Origin of the sequence: Streptomyces griseocarneus (genome assembly GCF_014655595.1) — a bacterium.
In the GTDB taxonomy this organism is placed as follows: domain Bacteria; phylum Actinomycetota; class Actinomycetes; order Streptomycetales; family Streptomycetaceae; genus Streptomyces; species Streptomyces griseocarneus.
In genome coordinates, this window is record NZ_BNBL01000004.1 from 409,615 (window position 1) to 431,887 (window position 22,273).

At 72.2% G+C, this 22,273-nt stretch carries 21 protein-coding genes, 1 tRNA gene and 1 pseudogene; 9 read left to right on the forward strand and 14 right to left on the reverse strand.

What is annotated here, in order from left to right:
* Positions 1 to 189: 189 nt before the first annotated feature.
* The 9 genes from IE295_RS13375 to IE295_RS13415 form a co-directional block, all read right to left on the reverse strand.
* Positions 190 to 981 (reverse strand): AfsR/SARP family transcriptional regulator, encoded by a 792-nt coding sequence (locus IE295_RS13375; RefSeq protein ID WP_190063815.1) that lies wholly within the window; start codon positions 979 to 981, stop codon positions 190 to 192.
* 204 nt (positions 982 to 1,185) lie between these two features.
* Positions 1,186 to 2,058: a hypothetical protein gene (locus tag IE295_RS13380; protein ID WP_190063816.1), complete on the reverse strand. Its 873-nt coding sequence runs from the start codon at positions 2,056 to 2,058 to the stop codon at positions 1,186 to 1,188.
* A complete protein-coding gene (locus IE295_RS13385) occupies positions 2,051 to 4,171 on the reverse strand; it encodes a midas domain-containing protein (protein WP_190063817.1) in 2,121 nt (706 codons plus the stop codon). Before IE295_RS13385 ends, IE295_RS13380 begins: the two co-directional genes overlap by 8 nt.
* Positions 4,168 to 6,987 carry an ATP-binding protein gene (locus IE295_RS13390; protein ID WP_190063818.1) on the reverse strand — a complete coding sequence of 940 codons (2,820 nt, stop codon included), beginning with the start codon at positions 6,985 to 6,987 and terminating at the stop codon, positions 4,168 to 4,170. Before IE295_RS13390 ends, IE295_RS13385 begins: the two co-directional genes overlap by 4 nt.
* Before the next feature lie 4 nt (positions 6,988 to 6,991).
* Positions 6,992 to 7,942, reverse strand: coding sequence for an adhesin (locus tag IE295_RS13395; RefSeq protein ID WP_190063819.1), 951 nt, complete (start codon positions 7,940 to 7,942; stop codon positions 6,992 to 6,994).
* A gap of 269 nt (positions 7,943 to 8,211) precedes the next feature.
* A tRNA-Ser gene (locus IE295_RS13400) sits at positions 8,212 to 8,298 on the reverse strand.
* A gap of 91 nt (positions 8,299 to 8,389) precedes the next feature.
* The gene (gene tadA, locus IE295_RS13405; protein WP_190063820.1) at positions 8,390 to 8,878 is read right to left on the reverse strand and encodes a tRNA adenosine(34) deaminase TadA; all 489 of its coding nucleotides are present in this window, start codon (positions 8,876 to 8,878) and stop codon (positions 8,390 to 8,392) included.
* A gap of 34 nt (positions 8,879 to 8,912) precedes the next feature.
* Positions 8,913 to 9,440 carry a tRNA adenosine deaminase-associated protein gene (locus tag IE295_RS13410; protein ID WP_190063821.1) on the reverse strand — a complete coding sequence of 176 codons (528 nt, stop codon included), beginning with the start codon at positions 9,438 to 9,440 and terminating at the stop codon, positions 8,913 to 8,915.
* 199 nt (positions 9,441 to 9,639) lie between these two features.
* A complete protein-coding gene (locus IE295_RS13415; RefSeq protein WP_190063822.1) occupies positions 9,640 to 9,879 on the reverse strand; it encodes a hypothetical protein in 240 nt (79 codons plus the stop codon).
* A gap of 169 nt (positions 9,880 to 10,048) precedes the next feature.
* On the opposite strand from IE295_RS13415, the gene upp reads away from it, so the two are divergent.
* Positions 10,049 to 10,684, forward strand: a complete 636-nt coding sequence (gene upp, locus IE295_RS13420; protein WP_190063823.1) for a uracil phosphoribosyltransferase — start codon at positions 10,049 to 10,051, stop codon at positions 10,682 to 10,684.
* 39 nt (positions 10,685 to 10,723) lie between these two features.
* Here upp and IE295_RS13425 read toward each other — a convergent pair whose 3' ends face one another.
* The 5 genes and pseudogenes from IE295_RS13425 to IE295_RS33415 form a co-directional block, all read right to left on the reverse strand.
* The gene (locus IE295_RS13425; protein WP_190063824.1) at positions 10,724 to 11,383 is read right to left on the reverse strand and encodes a LytR C-terminal domain-containing protein; all 660 of its coding nucleotides are present in this window, start codon (positions 11,381 to 11,383) and stop codon (positions 10,724 to 10,726) included.
* Positions 11,384 to 11,593: 210 nt separating this feature from the next.
* Entirely contained in the window at positions 11,594 to 11,890 is a 297-nt protein-coding gene (locus IE295_RS13430; RefSeq protein WP_004943146.1) for a type II toxin-antitoxin system VapB family antitoxin, read from the reverse strand.
* A gap of 361 nt (positions 11,891 to 12,251) precedes the next feature.
* Complete coding sequence (locus tag IE295_RS13435) at positions 12,252 to 12,458, reverse strand: DUF5988 family protein (RefSeq protein WP_190063825.1); 207 nt, start codon at positions 12,456 to 12,458, stop codon at positions 12,252 to 12,254.
* Positions 12,459 to 12,510: 52 nt separating this feature from the next.
* Positions 12,511 to 13,116, reverse strand: a complete 606-nt coding sequence (locus IE295_RS13440; protein WP_190063826.1) for an HhH-GPD-type base excision DNA repair protein — start codon at positions 13,114 to 13,116, stop codon at positions 12,511 to 12,513.
* A 104-nt stretch (positions 13,117 to 13,220) separates the two neighbouring features.
* Positions 13,221 to 14,347, reverse strand: a pseudogene (locus IE295_RS33415) (dihydrofolate reductase family protein).
* Between the two features lie 329 nt (positions 14,348 to 14,676).
* On the opposite strand from IE295_RS33415, the gene IE295_RS13455 reads away from it, so the two are divergent.
* Genes IE295_RS13455 through IE295_RS13490 form a run of 8 tightly spaced genes read left to right on the forward strand, consistent with a single transcriptional unit; the run spans position 14,677 to position 22,252 of the window.
* Positions 14,677 to 15,339 (forward strand): GTP cyclohydrolase II, encoded by a 663-nt coding sequence (locus tag IE295_RS13455; RefSeq protein ID WP_372478806.1) that lies wholly within the window; start codon positions 14,677 to 14,679, stop codon positions 15,337 to 15,339.
* Positions 15,336 to 17,021: a WD40 repeat domain-containing protein gene (locus IE295_RS13460; protein ID WP_190063830.1), complete on the forward strand. Its 1,686-nt coding sequence runs from the start codon at positions 15,336 to 15,338 to the stop codon at positions 17,019 to 17,021. Before IE295_RS13455 ends, IE295_RS13460 begins: the two co-directional genes overlap by 4 nt.
* Positions 17,018 to 18,019: a formylglycine-generating enzyme family protein gene (locus IE295_RS13465; RefSeq protein ID WP_308013104.1), complete on the forward strand. Its 1,002-nt coding sequence runs from the start codon at positions 17,018 to 17,020 to the stop codon at positions 18,017 to 18,019. Before IE295_RS13460 ends, IE295_RS13465 begins: the two co-directional genes overlap by 4 nt.
* The gene (locus IE295_RS13470) at positions 18,016 to 19,101 is read left to right on the forward strand and encodes a pyridoxal-phosphate dependent enzyme (protein WP_190063831.1); all 1,086 of its coding nucleotides are present in this window, start codon (positions 18,016 to 18,018) and stop codon (positions 19,099 to 19,101) included. Before IE295_RS13465 ends, IE295_RS13470 begins: the two co-directional genes overlap by 4 nt.
* A 1-nt stretch (position 19,102) precedes the next feature.
* Positions 19,103 to 20,386, forward strand: coding sequence for an ATP-grasp domain-containing protein (locus IE295_RS13475; RefSeq protein WP_190063832.1), 1,284 nt, complete (start codon positions 19,103 to 19,105; stop codon positions 20,384 to 20,386).
* Complete coding sequence (locus IE295_RS13480) at positions 20,386 to 20,967, forward strand: NADPH-dependent FMN reductase (protein ID WP_190063833.1); 582 nt, start codon at positions 20,386 to 20,388, stop codon at positions 20,965 to 20,967. Before IE295_RS13475 ends, IE295_RS13480 begins: the two co-directional genes overlap by 1 nt.
* The gene (epsC, locus tag IE295_RS13485; RefSeq protein ID WP_224323003.1) at positions 20,964 to 21,587 is read left to right on the forward strand and encodes a serine O-acetyltransferase EpsC; all 624 of its coding nucleotides are present in this window, start codon (positions 20,964 to 20,966) and stop codon (positions 21,585 to 21,587) included. The genes IE295_RS13480 and epsC overlap by 4 nt, the downstream gene beginning before the upstream one ends.
* Complete coding sequence (locus tag IE295_RS13490; RefSeq protein ID WP_190063834.1) at positions 21,584 to 22,252, forward strand: SAM-dependent methyltransferase; 669 nt, start codon at positions 21,584 to 21,586, stop codon at positions 22,250 to 22,252. The genes epsC and IE295_RS13490 overlap by 4 nt, the downstream gene beginning before the upstream one ends.
* Positions 22,253 to 22,273 lie beyond the last annotated feature (21 nt).

The window sequence follows — 22,273 nt, forward strand, 5'->3', positions numbered from 1 at the left end:
GTTCAAACGGATACGAGACGCGCCGTCGCGAACGGCGCGCCAGAAGAAGAACTGGCGGGGCGTGAGAGAAAGCGCCGTTGCAATTCAGTGCCCGCTACGGAGAGTCTAGGCGGTTCGCCGACAACGCTCCTTACCCGGTGGGTGTGTTCTGCATCTATCAGTGGAATGGCAGCCACCAAAGCCGGTGCGTCAGGCGGACACCGGGAGGATTCCGTCGACCGGCCGCTCGAGCCAGGCCTCGCGGTCGAGCATCGCCCGGTGCAGCCGGCGCAGCCGGTCGCCGGGCTCCAGCCCCAGTGTCCTGGCGAGGCGCTCGCGGAGCTCGCCGTACTTCGCGAGCGCCTCGGCCGGGCGGCCGCTGCGGTAGAGCGCCAGCATCAGATAGCCGTGGACGGTCTCGCGCTCGGGGTATTCGAAGGCGAGCTGGAAGAGCTCGCTCAGCGCGCTCCGCTCCTGGCCGAGCAGCAGCTGGATCTCGAGCTTGCGTTCGTAGGAGGCCATCCACGACTCGTCGAGCGAACGGCCGAGCAGTTCCAGGGCCGGGACGGTCCGCAGATCGGCCAGCGCCGGGCCCCTCCACAGGGCCAGCGCCTGCCGCAGGTCCTCGGCCTCCCTCTCCAGCTCGGCGGTGCTCCGCGGCCCGTAGCGGCGCGAGGAGAGCCGGGTGAACTCGGTGAGGTCGAAGCCGTGCCGGTCGAGCCGGAGCACATAGCCCGGATGCACATGGGTGAGGTCGGCGGGGTCGAACCCGAGGGGCCTGAGCCGGCGGCGGATCTGGGACATGTAGACCTGGAGGGCGGCTCGTGCCGTGGGGGGAGCGGAATCCCGCCACAGGAACTCGACGAGGTCGTCGACGGACAGGCACCGGCCGTTGTTCAGGCAGAGGTAGGCCAGCAGCGACCGCTGCTTGGGCGCCCGGGGCGTGCACACCGTTCCCTCGTCGCCCGCGACTTCGAAGTGTCCAAGTATCCGGAACTGCACGAGAGTCCTTGTCCGTCGGGTCCCGGCCGGCGGCCCCCGGCCAGGGACCTCGAGCCGTCGGGTCGACGGTACCCGAACGACGATCTTGGCCGGATCCCGTCTCTCGTCGGCCTCTCGTCTTTGCCATCTCTTTGCCTGCGGTGTCGCGTGCGGCCGCGACGTAGGTCGGCGACGGGCAGGCGCGCGGACCCCCAGGAGCCTCCGCTACTGGTTGGCCAGCAGGTCGGTGCGGTGCTGTTCGAGATCGGTAACGCTGTCGAGGTTCAGCGCGGCCGTGTACTGGGAGTGCACCCCGTCGGGACCCGTCTCCTTGGTCAGCATCATGTTGTCCGCGAAGCCCCAGCTGCCGCCTGTGTAGACGCCCTTGATCCTGCCGTCCACCGTCCCGACGGCGTCGAAGGGGCCGCCCCGCCAGCGGAAGGTCCAGTGGATCCGGTACCAGGCGTCCAACTGCTCCGGGGCGGCCAGGAAGTGCCCGGCGCCCGGGTCCCGGGGATCGGCCACAAGGCCCTCAGGCCGGTCATCCCCGGTGGTCAGAGCGATGAGGCCGGAGGCGTCTGCCTCGGCAGCAGCCGGATACGTCCGGCCGCGGTAGACCGCATAGGCCTTGAGGTGAAAGTGGTCAACCTCGGCCAGACGCCGCACCAGGGCGTGCAGGGGCTGGAGTAGGTCCTCACGGTGCTCCTCCAGCTCCGTGACCTCGTCGCGGGGGAAGACTCTGCGGTAGCGGATGCCCTCGCGCTTGAGGTGCTCCGTGGCGAAGTGTTCGTCGGAGCCGAGGTATTCGCCCTTGAGCGTCGTGGGCGTGGCGGCGATGCACTTGAAGAGCTCGCCGCGCCAGCGGAACGTCCACGTCACGGCGTACCAGGCGTCCAGGCGCTCCGGCGGAACCGGGTATCCCACCGAACCGTCGGCGGCCTCGCGCGGCGCGAGCCCTTCGGGTGCGGGGCGGCCTGGCTCGGGTAGCAGCTCGACGCACGGCCACAGACCCGCGGCGCCACGGGCCCGGTAGAGGTCTCCGTGGAAGGCGGCGATCTTGCCCTTGACGAGGAACGGGAAACCCGCAGTGTCAGTCATACTTTTTCCACAGCCCTTCATTCTTGTCGAAGAAACCGACGGCCTTTTCGGTGCCATCGGCGTGCATACGCCAGATCTCAGCATGGTCGGGGAAGCTGGTCAGCTCGGCGCTCCACTCCGGGACACCCCCGGCGGTGTAGCCGGTGCCGAGGAACGGATCACGCCAGGCCCGTCCCTCGCTCTGGCCGGTCATGCCGGCGACGCGGTCGGCCAGTTCCTTGTCGCCGACAGAGCCGAGGGACGGTTCGGCGTGGATGTCGTGCGGTGCCGGGAAGCGCAACTGGTAAGCCTCGGACGCACCCGGAGGGACGGGGGTCCAGCCGGCACCGCCATCGTCGAGAGCGAGCCCGTCGCGCAGTTGGTCCATGGTACGTAGGTCGGCGGTGTCGCAGCCGCGCGCGATGGAGCCGCCGAACGCGCCGGGGTCGAAGGGGGGATGATCGCCGAACTCCGTGTCGTTGTCCAGGTATGCCTGCATGGTTTCGTGCGGGATGACCTTGGTCACCATTTGACCCTTGTCGATCTTGATCGTGTCACGAACCCCGACGACCTCGCGAGCCTGCGCGTCGCTCAGGTCGTTGGTGCGGGAGAGCCGGAGCTTGTCATGCTCGGAGGGGTCCAGGCCGCGCTTCGCCAACTGGTCGTCGAGTTCCTTCTGGTAGTAGCGGCCGTCGCGCAACGCATCGTTGCCGTACCGTCCCGAAGCCTCATCAAACGGGTCCACGGCATCCGTAGCCGAATCCTCCGACTCATCAGCCTGGCCCCGACCGTCCACGGCTGTATCCGGAGCATCGTCGGCCGTATCCGAAACATCGGTCGGCGGCTCCGAAACGTCGACCGGAGCGGGCGGCTCTGGAGCATCGTCAGCCCGCTCCGAAGCCTCGTCGGTGAAATCCGCGGCCTCGTCGACCGGGGCTGATTGCACCGGAGCGTCGATCGGCGCCGCCGGCTCCGGGGCCTCATCAGCCGAGCCCAAGGCGTCCGCAGGCGACTCCCGCGCCTCGTCAGCCAGGTCCGGACCGTCCAGAGCCCGCTCCGGAGCATCGTCGGCCGGATCCGAAGAATCAGTCGGCGGCTCCGGGGCCTCGTCGGGATCGTCCGTGTCCTCTCCGTGTGGTGCTGATTCCGCGACCTCGTGCGCCTCGGACTCGGCCGGCTCGGGAGCGTCGTCGGCCGATTCGGCGGCACTCTCGGCCTCCGTCGGCTCAGGAGCGTCGTCGACGGATTCGAAGGCTTCCTCGGCCTCGGCCGGCTCAGGAGCGTCCTCGGACTCGCCTGGCTCAGGGGATTCGTCGGCCTCCGTCGGCTCAGGAGCGTCGTCGACGGAATCGACGGCTTCCTCGGATTCAGCTACCTCAGAAGCATCCTCAGCCTCAGCCACCTCAGGAGCATCGTCGGGCTCGTCCTGCCCCTCCGGGTTCCCGGACTCCGCCGGGTTCTCGGGTTCGCCGGACCAGGACGGCTGGTCCTGGTCCTCGCCGGACTCCTGGGCGGCGGCGTCCGGCGTCTCCGCCGCCTCTTCGACGGCCGTGGAGCTCGCCGGTTCGGGGGACTCGTCGTCGGATGCGTTCGCGTCCCCCGCCTGGCCATCGGCGTGTTCAGTGGCGCCGTCGTCGGCTGCGGACGAGTCGGCCGGTGGGTCCGGCTGCTCGGAGGCGGCCGACTCGGGCGCGTCCGGGGCTTCGGGCGCGTCCTGGGCTTCGGCCGCGTTCTGGGCCTCCGGCGCGGTGTCGGAGGGCTCGGGTGCCTCCTCCGCCTCTCCCGCAGCCGCCGGCTCCGGTGCGTCGTCGGAGTCCTCGGAGTCCTCGGAGTCCCCGGAGTCCCCGGAGTCCTCGGTTGCCTCCGCGTCGTTCGCGTTCGCTTCCGCTCCGGCATCGGCGGAGCCGGGGGCCTCGTCCGCCCGGTCCGGTTCGGGCGCGTCGTCGTCGCCGGAGTCGTCCGTAGCGGCGGCGCTGTCACCCGTCTCAGCGGTGTGCCCCGGTTGTTCCGGAGGCGAGGCGCCGTCCGTCGCGGAGGCGTCCTGGGCGCCCGCAGGCTCGGGCGCCTCGTCCGACGCGTCGGACGCCGACGGTTGCTCGGGCGGCTGTTCGGTCTCAGTAGGGCGATCGCTCATGAATCACTGGTCGTTCGGCTTCGGCTCCGAAGGGCATGGCTGCGGTACAGGCGCACCCAAGGCAGCGTCTTCCGTTTCCACGCCGCCTGGGCCACGTGGATGAAGACGCAGGCGCGGTAGTCCTCGACCGCGTCCGGGTCGGCGCCCATTGGGGCGACGGTGTCGGCGATCCCCGCCACCCATTCCGAGGTGCGGGACCACCACTGCGCCTGGGCCTCCGACGTTCTGGGGTAGTCGGCGACCTTCTTCTTCAGCGCGGTCCCGTGCTCGGGCCACACCGCGGTCGCCGCCCGCGAGCGGAACGCGCAGCGGTGGCGGCAGCCCTCGCAGTCCGGGAAGGGGGCAAGAGCCGCGTCCACGCCCGGTGTCGCCTCGGCGAAGGCGCGGAAGCGGTCGGCCAGCTCCGTGTTGCCGGCGAGCGGTGCCCGGGCCACCCCGCTCTCCGCCGCCGCCTCGGCCCGTACGTTCGGCACCCGGATCAGCGCCGGCCGGTCGATCCCGTCGTGGTGGGCGAAGGCCTGGAACGGCTCCAGGGACGACGCGTACCGCTCCTGGTCGGGGGCGAAGCGCATCGTCCCGCCGATGAGCTCGCGGTCGGCCGCGGACGGAAGCCGGTGCATGACCTTGAGGTTGGTGTTCTTGTACGCGTCCTCGACGAGCTTCTCCGGCACCTGCTCGACGATCACCAGGCCTTCCCCGTACTTGCGGTTCTCCGCCAGCGTGTTGGCGAACGCCTGTGCCGCGCGGGCCTGCGCGTTGCCCTCTTTGCCTTCCCCGCCGGAGGCCACGGGGCGTCCCAGCAACCTGTGGGCCTCCTCGATGACGGTGACGTGGGAGAGGCCGTCGCCCCGCCGGGTCGCCTTGTAGTGCTCCGTCATCGTCTGCAGGATCAGAGCGGTGACGAGGGACTGCTCCTTCTCGTTGTCGCCGACGGCCGCCAGTTCGATGACGACCGGGCGGTTGAGCAGCTCCTCCACGGGATACGAGCGTGCGCAGTCCAGCGTGCTGCCGCAGGCGCCCTCCGCGAGTGATTCGGCCCGCAGCCGGGAGGCGGCGATGATGTTGTCCCGGACCTCCCCGGAATAGCCGAGCTGCTCGCACTCCTTGCGCATCTCGGTGATGAAGTCGCGGAGCGTGGGCCAGGAGCCGGCGTGCGCGGTGGTGGAGATGTCGGTGGGGACGATGCCCTTCCGCGCGTACGTGTTGCGCAGCGCCCGGTTGTAGATGGCCGGGAGCGGGTCCCAGAGACCGAACGCGGCATCGAAACAGGCCAGCAGTCCCGCCGTGTGGGTGCTGATCCGGACCCCGGGCGGCACCTCGAACGGATTGAGCCGGAACGGTGCCGTGTTCTCGTCGCCGACGGTGAGGACGAGCAGGTCCTCGAAGCCTGGACGGGTGGCCAGCCAGCGGTAGTCGTCGAGCTCGGAGTTGACCGGCTCCAACACCAGGAACGGCACCTTGTGGTCCCGCCAGAGCTGCTGGCAGAAGGCCAGGGTGGTGTTCGTCTTGCCCGAGCCGGTCGTGCCGACGAACAGGGCGTGCCGGGTGAGAGAGCCGAGGCCGATGCCCAGGGGACCGGCCGGAGTGCCGTGCACCAGCTGCCGGCCGAGTTCTACGGCCGGCCCGTCGGGCCGGTAGTCGGTCTCCAGCGCCATGTCGGGCCTGCGTACGGGGAAGCCCGGCATGTGGCCGTGGACGGCGAGCGGCAGCCGCATCGCGGCGCCGGCTTCACGGGCGTCGACCAGTTCGGACAGCAGGCGCAGCGGCGGGGACAGCGGTTCGGGCAGCTGCCAGCGCTGGTCGCCGCCCCAGCGCGTGTGTTCCAGCGTCGTGATGCCCGTCCATGCCGCGGCCAGCTCCGGTGGCGCCGGTCGTACGGTGACGTAGGCGGGGCCGGTGAAGGTTCCGGTCAGCGCGGTGCCCTGGGCGGGGCGTTCCTGCGGGGAGATGGTGGTGCCGGCCAGCTCGGCGAGGGACTCGGGAAGCGGATGCGGGGACGCGAGGGCTATGCGTATGCGGAAGGCACGGTCGGTGTAGCGGCGCGTGGCGTCCGTGTACACCTTGGCGGCGTCCACGGCGAAGGCGTCCGGGGCGAGTTGGACACCGGGGCTCCACAGCCCCTCAGGCATCTGGCCCGGAGCTGCCAGCCGCCCGTAGTGGGTGGCGATGCGGTGCAGCAGCGGTCCGAGGTCGTCCGGCAGCCGGTACGGTTCGAGGCCGACCGTCAGCATGAGCGGGTGCGGATGGGCGGCGAACGCCTGCCACAGGGCGTCCCACGGAGGCGCTGCCGCGGTGAACGGCTGCGGGGCGAGGTAGTAGTGCACGCCCGCGTCCGGCCGGTTGGGCCGGCCTGTCCGGTAGCGCTTGCGGATCTCGGCGAGCCCCGCCGGGTCGGGAGCGAACGGCGTGAGCCATCGCGCCACTTCGGCGTCGTCCTCGACCGGGGCGCTGTGCACATGGTGCGGCAGCTGCCCCAGCCGGTCGCGGAGAGCGAGTGCGGCCGTCACGGCGGAGCCCTGGCTGCCGGCGCGAACCCGGGCGAGCAGCGCACACGAGATCCGCCGCTCGGCCGGGTCCGTCAGGTAGCGCAGCTCGATGCGGGCGTCGTGGCCGGTGTCCCACTGGCCCGCCAGCCAGGCGGTCTCCGCCGCGACCGCCTTGATCCGGCGCTCGTCCTCGGGAAGGTCCGCGTACTCCCGGGTCTCGGTGAGGTCGGCGGCGGCCTCGATGCGCACGGCCGTCCAGGCCCACACGGCCGTGCCGTCACCGGCGGTCAGGACGCCCGGCGGGGTCGTCCCGTCGTTCTGCTGCTCCATGCCGTCAGCTGGGCCAGGAAGAGGCAGGGCCGTGGCCGCCGGTCGCCGCGGGCTGCCCAGCCTGCGGGGCTTGTCCCGGCTGGCCCGGTTGTCCCGGCGGTACGGCGGGCATGGCCGGCGGCGCGGCCGGGCTCGGCGGAGCGGCCGGGGCCGGCCCCTGGCCGAACGTGGTCGTGATGGGCAGGTCCTGCCCGAACGTCGAGGCGATGGGCACCTCGACGCCCTGCACGGCGATCTCCACGCCTTCCCGGACCGCCGAGTGCACGGCCTCGCGCATGGCGCGCGGCCGCTCCGTGCGCAGCATCTGGTTGACGTCGCCGGTGCGGCCGAGCAGCCCGCCGAGGAGGTCCTTGAGGTACGTACCGATGATCACGGCCCCCGGGCGGATGCGCCACATCGTCCAGCCCAGGTAGAGGCTGGTGCCGTACTCGAAGACGGAGATGTAGGCGACGTACCGTCCGCTGCTGACGACCAGACGGTTGCTGACCGCCTCGGGCTGCAGGATGTCGCTGCGTATCCGGGACGCCACGGCGGCCACCGGAATGCGGCGGCGGGCCAGCGCGCCGTAGATCGCGGCGTAGGCGGACGGGGAGGCCGGGGCCTTGTCCTCCAGCAGCGTCCGCCACTCCGAGACGGGCTCGGTGAAGGACGTCATCAGCAGGATGGTCCAGAAGACGATGAAGCTCAGGACGCCGCCCACGCTGAAGACGGTGCCGATGTCGTCGAAACCGCTGACCACGAGCCCGAACACTGCGCACAGCAGCCAGACGAGGATCGCGGCGAAGCTCGCGCTGCACCAGTGGCCGATGACCGTCCGGAGCGTGACCGACTCGTCGAAGCTCAGTTCGACGGGTTGGTACTTCAGCGTCTGGTTCCGATAGGAGCCGTTGGGACCGGTCGCACCCGAGGCCGCCCAACCGGCAGGCCCGGGGGCGCTGCCCGGATAAATGCTCATGTGCATACTCCGCATCGGAGGGCTGATGAAGATCTTTTGATCACTGCAACACGGCAAGATATCCGAACATCACGTCGATGACGGGCCAGATCGAAAAGGCCCCGAGACGTGACCTGGAGGGCTTCGGGAGGGTGGGCGACGAGAATCGAACTCGCCCTCCGGGTGGGGAAATCGCTGGTGCTCCGAGCGGCCGGACCCGACCCGAGGCCGGCGGCAACGAAAAACCGCCCCTGGCCTGCTTTCACAGGTCAGGGGCGGTTCCCTTGAAGCGGTAGCGGTGGGATTTGAACCCACGGTGGAGTTGCCCCCACACACGCTTTCGAGGCGTGCTCCTTAGGCCGCTCGGACACGCTACCGAGAGAGAGCTTAGCGGACGGGTGGCCGTGGTCTGAAATCCGGTCCGGGGGTGAGGGGTGTGACGCTGGTCATGCGGCGCGCGCCGGGGGCTCAGCGGGCGCGGAAGAAGCGGGTGAGCAGCTCGGCGCACTCGTCGGCGAGGACGCCGGGGATCACCTCGGGGCGGTGGTTGAGGCGGCGGTCGCGGACGACGTCCCACAGGGAGCCCGCCGCGCCGGCCTTCTCGTCGACGGCGCCGTAGACGACCCGGTCCAGGCGGGAGAGGACGATCGCTCCCGCGCACATCGTGCACGGCTCCAGCGTGACGACCAGCGTGCAGCCCGACAGGCGCCACTCGCCGACGGCCCGGGCGGCCTCGCGGATCGCGAGGACCTCCGCGTGGCCGGTGGGGTCGCCGGTGGCCTCGCGCTCGTTGCGGCCGCGGCCGATGACGGAGCCGTCCGGCGCCAGCACCACGGCGCCCACCGGCACGTCGCCGGTGGCGGGCGCCCGTACGGCCTCCTCCAGCGCGGCCCGCATGGGGGCGCGCCAGGGGTCGCGTACGGGGTCGTGGGTGCTGGCGGGGACGGCTTCGTTCATGGCACCAGTGTGGGCGAAACCGGCCCTGGGTCCGTCAGCGGACGGCCTCGAGGACCTCCGTGCAGCCCAGGGCGTCGGCGATGTTGCTGAGCGCGTCCCCGTCGAGGGCCCGCAGCTCCTTCACACTCACCCCCAGGTCGTCGAGGAGGGCGTCGTCCCCCAGCGGCCCGTGCGGGGCCGGCCCGGAGGCCTCGGCGTCGTCCACCTCCTCGGCGGAGCCCTCGGGCTCGCCGTCCTCGGTGCCGTCGAGGTCGAGGCTGTCGAGCTCGTCCCCGGGGTCCTCGTCGCGGCCGGTCAGCTCGTCGACGAGCATCGCGCCGTAGGAGCTGCGGCGCGCGGCGACGGCGTCCGAGACGTAGACGCGGGGGTCGTCCTCGCCGTCCACCCGGACGACGGCGAACCAGGAGTCCTCCTGCTCGATGAGGGCCAGGACCGTGTCCTCGCTCACCGAACTCTCCCGGGCCAGGTCGGCGAGGTCGGTCAGGGTCTCCACGTTGTCGAGTTCTGTGTCGCTCGCTTCCCACCCGTCGTCGGTGCGCGCGAGCAATGCGGCGAAGTACACCGTGACTCTCCCACTGGTCATAGGCGGTGCCGGGTCGGACGGGGACCACCCCGCCCACTCGGAATCGTGGCAGAAACCTGGGCGTTGCGAGAGGTCTTCCGCGCTGCGTCGTGCAGCAGTCCGAAGAGATGTCCCTCACGTGCGGGGTGCGGGGGACCCGGAGGGCGTCCGTGCGGGCCCGGGCGGAGGGCCGTGCGCGCTACCAGCGGAAGGTCCGCATGCGCATCTGCTGGCGCATCCGGGCGGCCCGGGCGCGGCGGGGCTGGACGCGGTCGCGCAGCTCCTTGGCCTCGTTCAGCTCGCGGAGGAACTGGGCGCGTCTGCGGCGGCGGTCCTCGGTGCTCTCGCCGGCGTCGTCCGGTCTCGTCCGCTCCCGCGGCTCGCGACGCTCCCGGAGCTCGTCGGGCCTGCTGGATCCGCGTTTGTCATGGCCGGCCATGGGCAGCACCACCTCGTGCCGAGGTCCTCGCCCGGCGACAGACCGGGCGTACGTGCCCACTTTCCCCCTTGGTGGTGGTTTGATGCCAGGGCGGCGACAGACCGTCGAAGGAGGCCCGGCGGACCCCGGGCGGGCGCTCGGCCGTTAAAGCTCGGTTAATGTCGATGTCATGCGGATCCACGTCGTCGACCACCCCCTGGTGGCTCACAAGCTCACCACGCTGCGCGACAAGCGCACCGATTCCCCCACCTTCCGGCGCCTCGCCGACGAGCTGGTGACCCTGCTCGCCTACGAGGCCACGCGCGACGTGCGCACCGAGCAGGTCAGCATCGAGTCCCCGGTCACCGCGACCACGGGCGTCCGGCTCTCGCACCCGCGCCCGCTGGTGGTGCCGATCCTGCGCGCCGGCCTGGGCATGCTCGACGGCATGGTCCGGCTGCTGCCCACGGCCGAGGTCGGCTTCCTGGGCATGATCCGCAACGAGGAGACCCTCAAGGCGGAGACCTACGCGACCCGCATGCCGGACGACCTCTCGGGCCGCCAGGTCTACGTCCTGGACCCGATGCTCGCCACCGGCGGCACGCTCGTCGCCGCGATCAACGAGCTGATCGCCCGTGGCGCCGACGACGTGACCGCGCTGTGCCTGCTGGCCGCGCCGGAGGGCGTCGAGGTCATGGAGCGCGAGCTCGAGGGCGCGCCGGTGACCGTCGTGACCGCCTCGGTGGACGAGCGCCTCAACGAGAACGGCTACATCGTCCCGGGCCTGGGCGACGCCGGCGACCGGATGTACGGCACCGCGGGCTGAGCCCGTCCGGCCCGCCGGGGGCCAGGTGTCACCGGCGGGCTAACACTTCGCGGCGGAAGGCTGCGGCTTGGGCTGTTGCGCCAGCCCGGCCAGCGCCTTGTCGGCCTCCTCCTTGGGCTTCAGCTCCTTGTACGCGTCGCCCAGGACGAGGTCGACGTCCTGTCCCTCCCGCTGGTCGCCCTTGGCCTCCGCGCCGGCCACCTGGGTGGCCAGCACCTTCAGCGCTCCCTCGACGGACGCCTGAGGGCCCACCAGCAGTGCGGTGCCGGGCACCTTCTTGTCGTACTCCGCCTCGGCGTTGCCCACCTTGCCGATCCGGAAGCCGCGCCGTTCCAGCTCGTCGGCCGTCACCTTGGCGAGGCCGCCGCGCGGGGTGGCGTTGTAGACGTTGACGGTGATGTCGCCGGGCTTGGGCAGCTCCCTGGGGGCCGCTCGTCCGGTCGTGTGGGCCCCGGCGCCGCCCTTGCAGTCCCCGGCGCCCTTCTTCTGCTGCGCGGCCGCCTGGGTCTGCTTGTGCCGGTCGCCGGAGAAGACGTCGACGAGCTGGAGCGTCCCCCACCCGGCCAGCCCGAGTACGGCGGCCGTGGCGACCACGGCGAGCACGATCCTGCGGCGGTTGCGGGGGCGGCGCATGTGCGGGTACCGATTGCCCGTGATGCGGTACTTACCACCCATGCCGGGAGGGGTGAGCATGCTCATGGGCGCAGCGTAGTGCTGGGGGGAGCCGCTGCCTACTAGATGATCAATGGGTTGCGCGGACGCCAACCCAAAAGGGTCAATAGCCGCGCGTACGAGCGCCTGCCGGGGCCCCGGACGGGGGTGCGGCGCGGGAGTGGTGTCCGGCTCCGGGCGGGAGCGGTGCCCGAGTCCGGGCGGGAGCGGTGTCCGGAGCTCCGGCGGGGGCGGGGCTCAGTCCAGCTCGAGCACGCGGGCGTGCAGGACCTGGCGCTGCTGCAGGGCGGCGCGCACGGCGCGGTGCAGCCCGTCCTCCAGGTACAGGTCGCCCTGCCACTTCACGACGTGGGCGAACAGGTCGCCGTAGAACGTCGAGTCCTCCGCGAGCAGCGTCTCGAGGTCGAGCTGCTGCTTCGTGGTCACCAGCTGGTCCAGACGCACCGGGCGGGGGGCGACGTCCGCCCACTGCCGGGTGCTCTCCCGGCCGTGGTCGGGGTACGGCCGCCCGTTTCCGATGCGCTTGAAGATCACACGGAAAGCCTACCGGGCCGGTGGCTCCGAGCGCAGCCATGGCGCGGGAGTGCGAAGGTGACAATCAGCCGCATACCGGGAGTGATGCATGGGGCCGACGAGCGACAATTCTTCTCCCCCGGGACCGGAAACCACCCTCCCGCCCCCGCGCCCGGATGGCCGAACAGCTCTCCGCGCGCGGCGTCCGACGCGACGGCGCCGGCGCGGCCGTACGGGTGTCCGGACCGTACGAACGTTATGCACAGCCTGTGGACCGCGAATCGGTGTACGAGAAATTGACGGCGCCGCAAACGACCGGGCCCGGACCTGGGGCGCGGCGGCGGCGCTGACGTGACGGGGGTGCCTATTCGGACGGGGGCGCCTATTCGGCGATCTCGGTGCGCTCCCACCACTCGTAGACGGGCAGCCGGCCCTCGACCGTGTCCTCGTGCCGTGCCGTGGCCTTGAAGTGCTCGTACCCGCCCCGGAACTTGATCTTCAGTTCATTGCCGGGCGGAGTGATCGGCACGATCCGCTCGGGCATGTCGTCGGGGCCACCTCGGAGGAAAGCTTTGGCGCTGCTGCTCATGGGGGACAGTTTCGCGGCGCCCGCCCGCCGGTGGCCCCACGACGCGCCGACTTCAGCGCTTCTCGGAGGTTTTGGCCGCTTTGGCGGCCTTGGCCGCGCGCTTCGCCTCCTGCTTGTGCGCGCGCACCTTCTCCAGCGTCTCGGGGCCGGTGATGTCGGCCACCGAGCGGTACGAACCCTCCTCCCCGTACGCGCCCGCCGCCTCGCGCCAGCCCTCGGGCCGCACCTCCAGCCGCTTGCCCAGCAGCGCCAGGAAGATCTGCGCCTTCTGCTTGCCGAAGCCGGGCAACGCGGTGAGGCGGCCGAGCAGTTCACCGCCACTGGCCGCGTCGCGCCAGACCGCGCTCGCGTCGCCGTCGTAGTGCTCCACGAGGTACTGGCACAGCTGCTGCACCCGCTTGGCCATGGAACCGGGGTAGCGGTGCACCGCCGGCTTGCGCGCGCACAGTTCCACGAACGCCTCGGGGTCGTACGCCGCGATCTCGTGGGCGTCCAGGTCGTCCCCGCCCAGGCGCTCGGCGATGGTGTACGGGCCGGTGAACGCCCACTCCATGGGGATCTGCTGGTCCAGCAGCATTCCGGTCAGGGCGGCCAGCGGGCTGCGCGAGAGCAGCGCGTCGGCCTCGGGCTGCTGGGCGAGCCGAAGAGGGTGGTCCATGTGCCGATGGTCCCTCCGGGCCGCCCGTGCCGCACGCCGCCGCCCCGGCCGGGCGTGTCGGCGCGCGGCGCGGGACGGCGGTCGTCCGTTCCCGTCGCGGGCCGTCAGACGCCCAGGTGGGCGTTGACCGCCCGGGCGGCGTCGGCGAGTTCGGGGATCTCGACGACCTCGACGCCGGCCTGTTCGAGCAGTTCGACGCCCGTGCAGTCGGCGACGAACAGCGAGGGCTCGCGCCAGGCGAGCACGACGCGGGGGATGCCGGTGCCGAGCACGAGGTGGGCGCACGCGCGGGGGCGCGAGCTGCGCACGGAGCACGGCTCGAGGGAGCTGTAGAGGGTGGCGCCGGCCAGCCGGGGGTCGTCGGGGGAGAGCTTGGCGAGGGCGGCCTCCTCGGCGTGCGAGAGGGGGTGGTCCTCGCGGCTGTGGCCGCGGGCGAGCTCCGTGCCGTCGGCCGCGACGATCACGGCGCCGACGGAGTAGGCGGTGGAGGACGGCGGGCAGTCGCGGGCCACCTCGATGGCGAGCTCGAGCCAGGCGCGGTCGCCCTCGCGGCGGGCGCCGGGGGTGTCGTGGCCGTGCGGTGCGGTGGTCATGCGGGGGTCTCCTTGGTCGCGTAGCGCAGAAGCACGATGTCGCCGACTGTTTCGGCACCCAGCAGGGTCAGGCGCCGGGCGGGGCCGCCGGGGTAGTCGGCGGGGCCCAGGAAGCGGGGGGCGGCCGGCTGGCCGACGAGCTGGGGGGCGAGGGCGAGGTGGAGCTCGTCGGCCAGGTCCTGGGCGAGGAAGCGGGTGTGGATGCCGCCGCCGCCCTCGACCATCAGCCGCCGGACGCCGCGCGCCGCGAGGTCGTCGAGCAGGGCGCCGAAGTCCAGCCCGGGGCCGAGGCCCACCACGTCGGCGAGGCCGCCGAGCCGCTCGCGGGCCCGCACGGCGCCCGCGTCCGTGCTGTAGACGACCTTGGCTCCCCCGCAGTGCCAGAACCTCAGCGCGGGGTCCAGGTCGCCGCCGGCGGTGACGGCGACCTTCAGGGGGTACTCGGGCCGGCCCGCGGCGACGCGGTCCGCGCGCCGCCGGGGGCTGTTGACGAGCAGCCGGGGGTTGTCGGCGCGCAGCGTTCCGCCGCCGACGAGGACGGCGTCCGACGCGGCGCGCACCCCGTCCACCCGGTCCAGGTCCTCGGGCCCGGACAGCATCAGCCGCTCCGGCGAGGCGTCGTCGATGTAGCCGTCCATGGAGACCGCGACGCTCAGTAGCACGTGCGGACGGCCGTACGGGCGCGTAGCCGGAGCTGGCTTGAACTCATCGGACTGCGACTGAATGTTCATGTGTCCGACCTCCGGTCAGCTGGCGAATCGGTCGTTCGGGCCCGGCGCCGGGCGGCTTCCGGCCGCCGCGGTCGGCCGGAAATGCAATGGGAATCAGCCATAGTTGCTCCGGTGCTGTGATGCAGGTCACAAATTGCATTGTCAATTGGTGAAGCCACCTATGGTGATCATGCCTACATAACCCCGCCGTGTACACCGGGGTTTGGGTTGGTCGGACCTGTGCAATTAGTGGGAGACTGACAGTGAATAAGGTCAGCGAAAGAGAGCAGGAGTATCCGGCCTCCGCTCTGGTCACCGTTCGCAGCAGTACCCGGGTTCCGCTGGATATCGGGCTCGAGGCGCCGGTGGAATCGGAAATCATCACCTTCGACGGCCTGGCCGACGGGCGCGAGCACCTCGCGATCCGGCTGGGCGAAGCGGACTCCGGCGTGCCGCTGGTGCGGCTGCACTCCGAGTGCCTGACCGGCGATGCCCTGGGTTCGCTCCGGTGCGACTGCGGCCCGCAGCTCCGCGAGGCCCTCGCACGCATCCACGAGCGCGGCGGCTACCTGCTGTATTTGCGTCAAGAAGGGCGCGGAATCGGCCTGTACAACAAGCTCGACGCTTATCGTTTGCAGGACGAGGGCTACGATACTTACCAGGCGAATATCCGGCTGGGCCGCGGTGCCGATGAGCGGAATTACCTCTCGGCCGCCCAGATGCTGCGTTGTGTGAACGCCGAGGAAATCGATCTGCTCTCCAACAACCCGGACAAGGCCGCGCAGCTCACCGCGCTCGGCATCCGGGTGCGGGACAGCATTTCCACGGGCGCGCATGTGAATCCCAGCAATTACCGGTATCTGGAGGCCAAGGTCTCCGAGACGAACCACGCCATTGATCTTGGAAGGGTGACCCTGTGATCCGCCATCGCGGGCCCATCAGCGGCATCGCCGCCCTGCCCCACACCTATGTGGCCACGGCCGGCTACGACAACCAGGTCATCCTGTGGAACGCCGCGGACAAGCGCCCCCTCGCCCGCAGCCAGCACGACCACCTCGCCAACCAGGTGACCTTCAGCCCCGACGGCAAGTTCCTGGTCACCTCCTCCAGCGACTACACCGCCCGGCTGTGGTCGCTGCCCGACCTCAAGCTCCTCGCCGTCCTCGCGGACCACGAGGACGACGTGGAGATGTCGGTCTTCCACCCCACCCAGCCCCTGATCGCCACCGCCTCGCGCGACCACAAGGTGCGGGTCTACGGCTTCGACGGCGCCCTGCGCACCACGTTCGAGGGCCACACCGCCGACGTCATCTCCGTCGTGTGGGCCGGCGACGACGAGATCGTCTCCTCCAGCGACGACGGCACCATCAAGCGCTGGTCCCTGGCCTCCGGTTCCATGGTCGCCGACATCGACCTGGGCGGCGTGGAGACCGACACCGTGGCCCTGGCCTCGAACGGCACCGTCTACGCGGGCAACGACGACGGCGAGATCGTCATCGTCACCGCCGACGGCACCGGCACCCGCCCCGCCCACGACGCCGGCATCAAGCGCCTGGTCTACAACGGCGCCCGCGAACTGCTGGTGAGCCTCAGCTACGACCGCACCCTGCGCGTGTGGGACACCGCCGCCGGGCTCGCCCCCGTGGCCTCCTCCTCGCTGCCCAGCGACGTCTGGCCGCGCTCCTGCGCCTTCCTCGACGACACCACGCTCGTCTTCGCCACCTTCGGCTCGTCCTACGCCACGTACCGCATCGAGGACGAGAAGTGGGACCTGCAGGGCGTGGAGCCGACCCAGGGCGCCAACGCCGTGATCACGCACCAGGACACCACCCTGACCATCGGCGACGCCGGCATCCTGTGGCAGGACGGCGCCGAGCGCGCCCGCACCGGCAGCCTGTGCAACTTCCTGACCCCCGTGGGCGACCGCGTCGTCACCGGCGGCCAGATGGGCACCGTCTTCGACGCCTTCACCGGTGACGTCCTGCACCAGCACCGCTCCCCGCTCAACTGCGGCGCCGCCTTCGTCCGCGACGGCCGCCCGCACGTGGTCGTCGGCACCTACACCGGCGAGGGCCTGGTCTTCTCCCTGACCGAGGCGGGCGAGTTCCGCCACGAGGCGACGCTGCCGCTGCACTCCAACGCGGTCAAGGGCGTCGCCGTCTCCGGCGACCTCATCTTCTCCGTGTGCGCCGACGCCGAGGCCGCCTGGTTCTCCACCACCACCCTCACCGAGGTCGCGCGCGTCGCCGAGGCGCACGACCGCATCGCCAACGGCTGCGTCGGCTTCGCCGACGGCGAGTTCGCGAGCATCAGCCGCGACCTGAAGCTGCGCATCTGGACCGGTACCGAGGCCCAGGTGCTGGACACCCCGCACGACCACTCGATCAAGAGCGTGAGCGCCTCCACGGACGGCCGCTTCATCGCCACCGGCGCGTACAACGGCCTCGTCGCCGTCTACGACCGCGAGGCCGCGGCCTGGACCACCGTGCTGCGCCCCACCACGGCCGGCATCTCCTCCCTGCACTACGACGCCGCCGGGCGGGTCTTCCTCGCCAGCTCCTACGACGGCGACGTCCACCGCATCACCCCGGGGCAGGCGTGACCACCCAGGAGACGCCCCCGGTCGCGCTGACGGCCAACCCCAACACCCTGGACGACCGGGAGGCGATGGGACTTCCCCGTTCCTTCGTCTCCCGGCTCGACCGGTCCGCGCTCGCCGACGCCCACCGGGCGCTGGCCGGGCGCGGCCCCGACGAGCTGGCGGCCGCCGCCGAGTCCCCGGAGCGGCCGTTCGCCGAGCGCTACGCCGCCGGCAGCCTGCTGGCCCTGCTCGGCGACCCCCGCATCCGCCCCCTCGACCCGGCCATGACCGACGTCCCGGCGGGCCGGATCCTGCTCGGCCTCGCCGAGGAGCACGTCGAGGCCGTGACCGCGGCCTGGCGCCACGTCGGCGTCCTGCCCGAGTGGATCGCCAAGGAGACCCCGCGCTACGAGGCGGAGATCGCGGCCTTCCGCATCGCCCGCTACCCCGTGACCAACGCGGAGTACCGCGTCTTCGCGGAGGAGACCGGCACCCACTGGCTGCCCACCTCCTGGCAGTTCGGCGCCTACCCCGGCCACCTCGCCAACCACCCGGTGTGGACCGTGCCCCCCGAGGCCGCGGACGCCTACGCCCAGTGGCTCTCCGAGCGCACCGGCCGCGCCTTCCGGCTGCCCACCGAGGCCGAGTGGGAGTACGCGGCCTCCGGCGGCGACGGCCGCGCCTACCCCTGGGGCGAGGAGTTCCGCCCCGAGCTGTCCAACACCGTCGAACAGGGACCGCTGACCACCACCCCGGTCGGCGTCTACCCCGGCGGCCGGGCCCCCTTCGGCAACGACGACATGGCGGGCAACGTCGAGGAGTACGTCGCCGACGCCTACGGGCCCTACCCCGGCGGCGAGAGCATCGACGACGACCTGCTGGTGGCCGAGGGCCCCTACCGGGTCGCCCGCGGCGGCAGCTTCACCCGCTTCGGGGACCTGGCCCGCTGCCGGCGCCGCCACGGCTGGTACCGCAAGCCCATCTACGCCATGGGCTTCCGACTCGCGGAGACACCATGACCCCCACCCCCGGTCCCACCGTCACCCCCGGTCCGGAGGCCCTCGAGGCACCCTTCTCCCTCGACGGCCGGACCGGGGACGGCGCGCACCCCGCGGACGCCGTGGACTACGCGGCCCTGGAGCGGCGCCACCCGGCGTACGGGCGGTTCGCCGCCCGCCTGGGCGGCACCCCGCTGATCCCGGTGCCCGGCCCGGACGGCGGCGCGACCGTACTCGCCAAGTGCGAGTGGGAGAACCCCGTCGGCTCGATCAAGGACCGGGTCGCCTACGCCCTGCTGGGCAGCGCCCTGCACCGGCACGGCGACCGTCCGCTCGAGGAGCTGCGCGTCCTCGAGTACTCCGGCGGCAACCTCGCCAAGGCCCTGTCCCACCTCTGCGCGGAACTGGGCATCACCGCGCGCTTCGTGCTGTCCTCGGCCAGCCCGCGCAGCCTCCTGGACACCCTCGCCGAGCGCGGCGCCCAGGTCGACCTCGTCGACAAGGAGCGCGGCTTCCTCGACGTCGTCCGCACGGCACTGGACATCGCCGCCCAGGACAGCGGCTGGACCCTGCTCTACCAGCACCGCAACGTGGCCAACCTCCTGCTGCAGGAGCAGACCACCGGCGCGGAGATCGTCCGGCAGCTCGGCGAGCGCCCCGGCGCGCCCCGGCCGGACGCCTGGGTCGCCTCCATCGGCACCGGCGGGACGCTCGTGGGCGTCCTGCGCGCGCTGCGCGGCGCCTTCCCCGGGGTGCGGGCCGTCGGCGTCACCCCGGAAGAGCTGCCCTACGGCAGCGCGCAGCCGCCCAACGGGCTGCCGAAGTACGGCGGTTCCGGCGGCATGGGGCACGGCATCCGGCAGCCCTTCGTCACGCTGCACGACGACGAGATCGAGCACCGGACCGTCTCCTACCCCCGCGCCCTCGAGGGCATGGCGGAGTTCCACGGCCTCACCGGCGTCCGCATCGGCAGCTCGGCGGCCGCCAACTGGCTGACGGCCAGGGCCGTGGCGGCGACGCTGCCGCCGTCCGCCACGGTCGTCACCGTCCTCCCCGACGCCGGGACGCCCGAGGAGTGGGAGCGGATAGGCAGGGGTGAGTGACATGGCGCATCTGGTTCTCGTCGAGACCACCCCCACCGCCGGCTTCAGGATCGTCCAGGAGGCCGTCGCGCTCGGCCACGAGGTGACCTTCGTGGCCGAGTCCCTCGAGCCCTACCTCGCGGCCGAGGGAGGCGAGGAGGCGGTGAGGACGCCCACCCGGGTCCTCACCGGGATCGCCACCGCCGACGCAGGCGCGCTCCTCGACGCGCTCGGGCGTCTCCACCGCGAGCACCCCGTGCACGGACTGCTCGCCCTCAGCGAGGGCCACCTCCCCGCGATCGCGGAGGCCGCCCACGCCCTCGGCCTGCCCTTCGAGACGCCGGCGACGACCAAGCGGCTGCGCAACAAGCACGAGGTGCGGCTCCTCCTCGACCGGGCCGGCGTTCCCCAGCCCGCGTTCCGGCAGGCGCTGACCGCCGAGGAGGCCGTGACGGCCGCCGAGGAGCTGGGCTACCCGGTGGTGGTCAAGCCGGCCGACGGCTTCGGCTCCGTCCGGGTCGGCGTGGCCGAGGGCCCCGGCGAGGTGGCCGAGCTCGCCGAGGCCGTCCTCGGCACCCGCGTCTACGGCCGCGGCATCACCGGCATCGGCGTGGTGCTGCTCGAGGCCTACGTGCCCGGGCCCGTGGTCAGCTGCGAGGTGCTCACCGCCGACGGCGCCCACCACCCGTACGGCTGTGTGGACAAGATGCTCAGCCCGCCGCCGTACCCCGTGGAGCTGGGCGGCTGCTTCCCCGCCGAACTCCCCGACGACGTACGGGACGCGGTCGTGGACGTCTGCGTCCGGGCGCTGGACGCCGTCGGCGTGCGGCGGGGGCACACCCACACCGAAGTGGTGCTGGGCCCCGACGGGCCGCAGATCATCGAGATCAACGGCCGGCTCATCGGCGGCTACGTGCCCACGATGATGAATCACGTCCTCGGCCGGAACGTCTACCACGACGTCATCGACCTCGCCCTGGGCGGCAGCCCCCGCCCCTCGGCGACGAACGGCGTGGGCTGCATCCGCGCCCTCACCGCCCCGGTGACCGGCGTGCTCGCCGGCATCGACGCCGACGCCGCCCGGCGCGCCCCCGGCGTCGCCGAGGTCATGCTGCACGCCCGCCCCGGCCGGCGGGTGCGGCCCGCCCGGGACAACTTCGACCGGCTCGGCTTCCTCATCACCACGGGCGCCGACGCGCCGGGCGCCCGCGCGGCCGCCGAGGCGGCGCACGACCGGGTGGAGGTGCGCGTGACGCGGGAGGGCGAGGGGCAGGAGTCGGAGGCGCCGGAAGGGGTGGTGGCGTGATGCGCGCACTGTGTGTCGTCGGCAGCCCCAGCCCGGACTCCCACACCAGGGCCCTGGTGCAGCACATCGCCGCCCTGCTGGAGCGGCGCGGCTTCACGATCACGCTGGCCGACCTGGCCGAGCTGGACCTCCCGCTCAGCCACCCCGAGCACTACTGGAGCGGCCTGCCGCATCCCGTGCCCCAGGCCCGCGACTTCGTGGCGGCCGCGCGCGACTGCGACGCGGTGGTGCTCGGCACGCCCGTGTACCACGCGGGCTACTCGGGGCTGCTGAAGAACGCCCTGGACCTGCTGCCGTACGACGCCTTCGACGGCAAGGCCGTCGGCCTGGCCGCCAACGCCGGCGGGCCGCGCGGCAGCGCCGGCGCGTGCGAGCAACTGCGGCAGGTGGTCAAGGCGCTGGGCGGCTGGCCCGTACCGGCGCAGGTCAGCACGGTCGCCTCCGACTTCGCCCCGGGCGCCGACGCACGGCCCGCGCTGGACGTGAGCGGCCCCCTGCACGACCGGTGCGCCGGCATGGCGGACCAGCTGGCCACCTTCACCCGGGCCATGCGCAAGGGGACCGAGGGGGCGGTCGCGTGAGCGCCTCCCCGCGCCGCGGGCCGGGTGCCACGGCCGCCCGCATGAGGGAAGACCTGCGCGTCGTCATCGAGCGCGATCCGGCCGTACGCAGCCGGGGCGAGGCCCTGCTCGCCCCGCACCTGCCGGCGCTGTGGCTGCACCGGATCGCCTCCGGCCTCTACCGGCGCGGCCACCGGGTGACGGCCAGGGTGCTGTCGCTGGTCGGCAGGTTCCTCTCCGGCGGCGTCGACATCCACCCCGGCGCCCGGGTCGGGCGGCGGCTGTTCATCGACCACGGCGCGGCCGTCGTGATCGGCGAGGACGCCGTCATCGGCGACGACGTGACGCTGTACCACCAGGTCACCATCGGTGCCCTGGGCTGGTGGCGGGACCGGCGCAGGCGGCCGGGGGAGCGGCGGCACCCGACGATCGGCGACCGCGTCGTGGTCGGCGCCAACGCCTCCGTCCTGGGGCCCGTGCGCGTCGGCGACGACAGTCTGGTCGGCGCCCACTCCCTGGTCACCAGCGACGTGCCGGACGGGGGCCGGGTCTGGGCCCCCAAGAGCCGGATCCAGCAGAAGGAGAGACCCGTCGTCGTGCCGACGGGAGCCGAAGCGACAACGGAGAAGAGAAGCGCGTGACGAGCAGCAGCACAGACGCCGGCGGCGACGCGGCCGTGGCCCCCGGCTACCGCCGGGTCCTGCGGGACTCCTTCAGCCGGCGCTACGAGGACGGCGCCGACTCGTGGAGCGAGGAACCCGCCATGCGGCTGCTGGTGCCGATGCTCACCGACGGGCTCGCGCCGGGCAGCCGCGTGATCGACATCGGCGCCGGCCGCGGCCGGGACGCCGAGGCGCTGCTCGCCGCGGGACACCGGGTCACCGTCGTCGACCTGGTGCGCCTCCCCGACTGGGACGATCTCGCCGAACGCTGGGGCGACCAGGTCGAATTCGCGGTCGGGAACTTCACCGAGCTCGACGGTCACACCGGATTCGACGCCGCGGTGGACAACGGCGTCCTGCACCACCAGGACCCGGCCGACTATTCCGCGTACCTCGCGGGCGTACGCCGCCGCCTGCGCCCCGGCGGAACGCTGGCCATCAGCCTGTTCACCACCGCCGAGGAACTCACCGAAGGCGTGCTGAACCGCGCCGACGACGGCCGTCTGTCGCGCTGGTTCAACGAGCGGGAGGCGGCCGAGCTGCTGTCCGGCGCCGGCTTCGAGGTGACGGCGACGCGCCTGGTGCGCAGGGAACTTCCGGGACTGGCCTATCTGTTGGTGCTGGCCCGGCGTATCGATGTCTGATCGATGTCTGAGGGTTGGCAC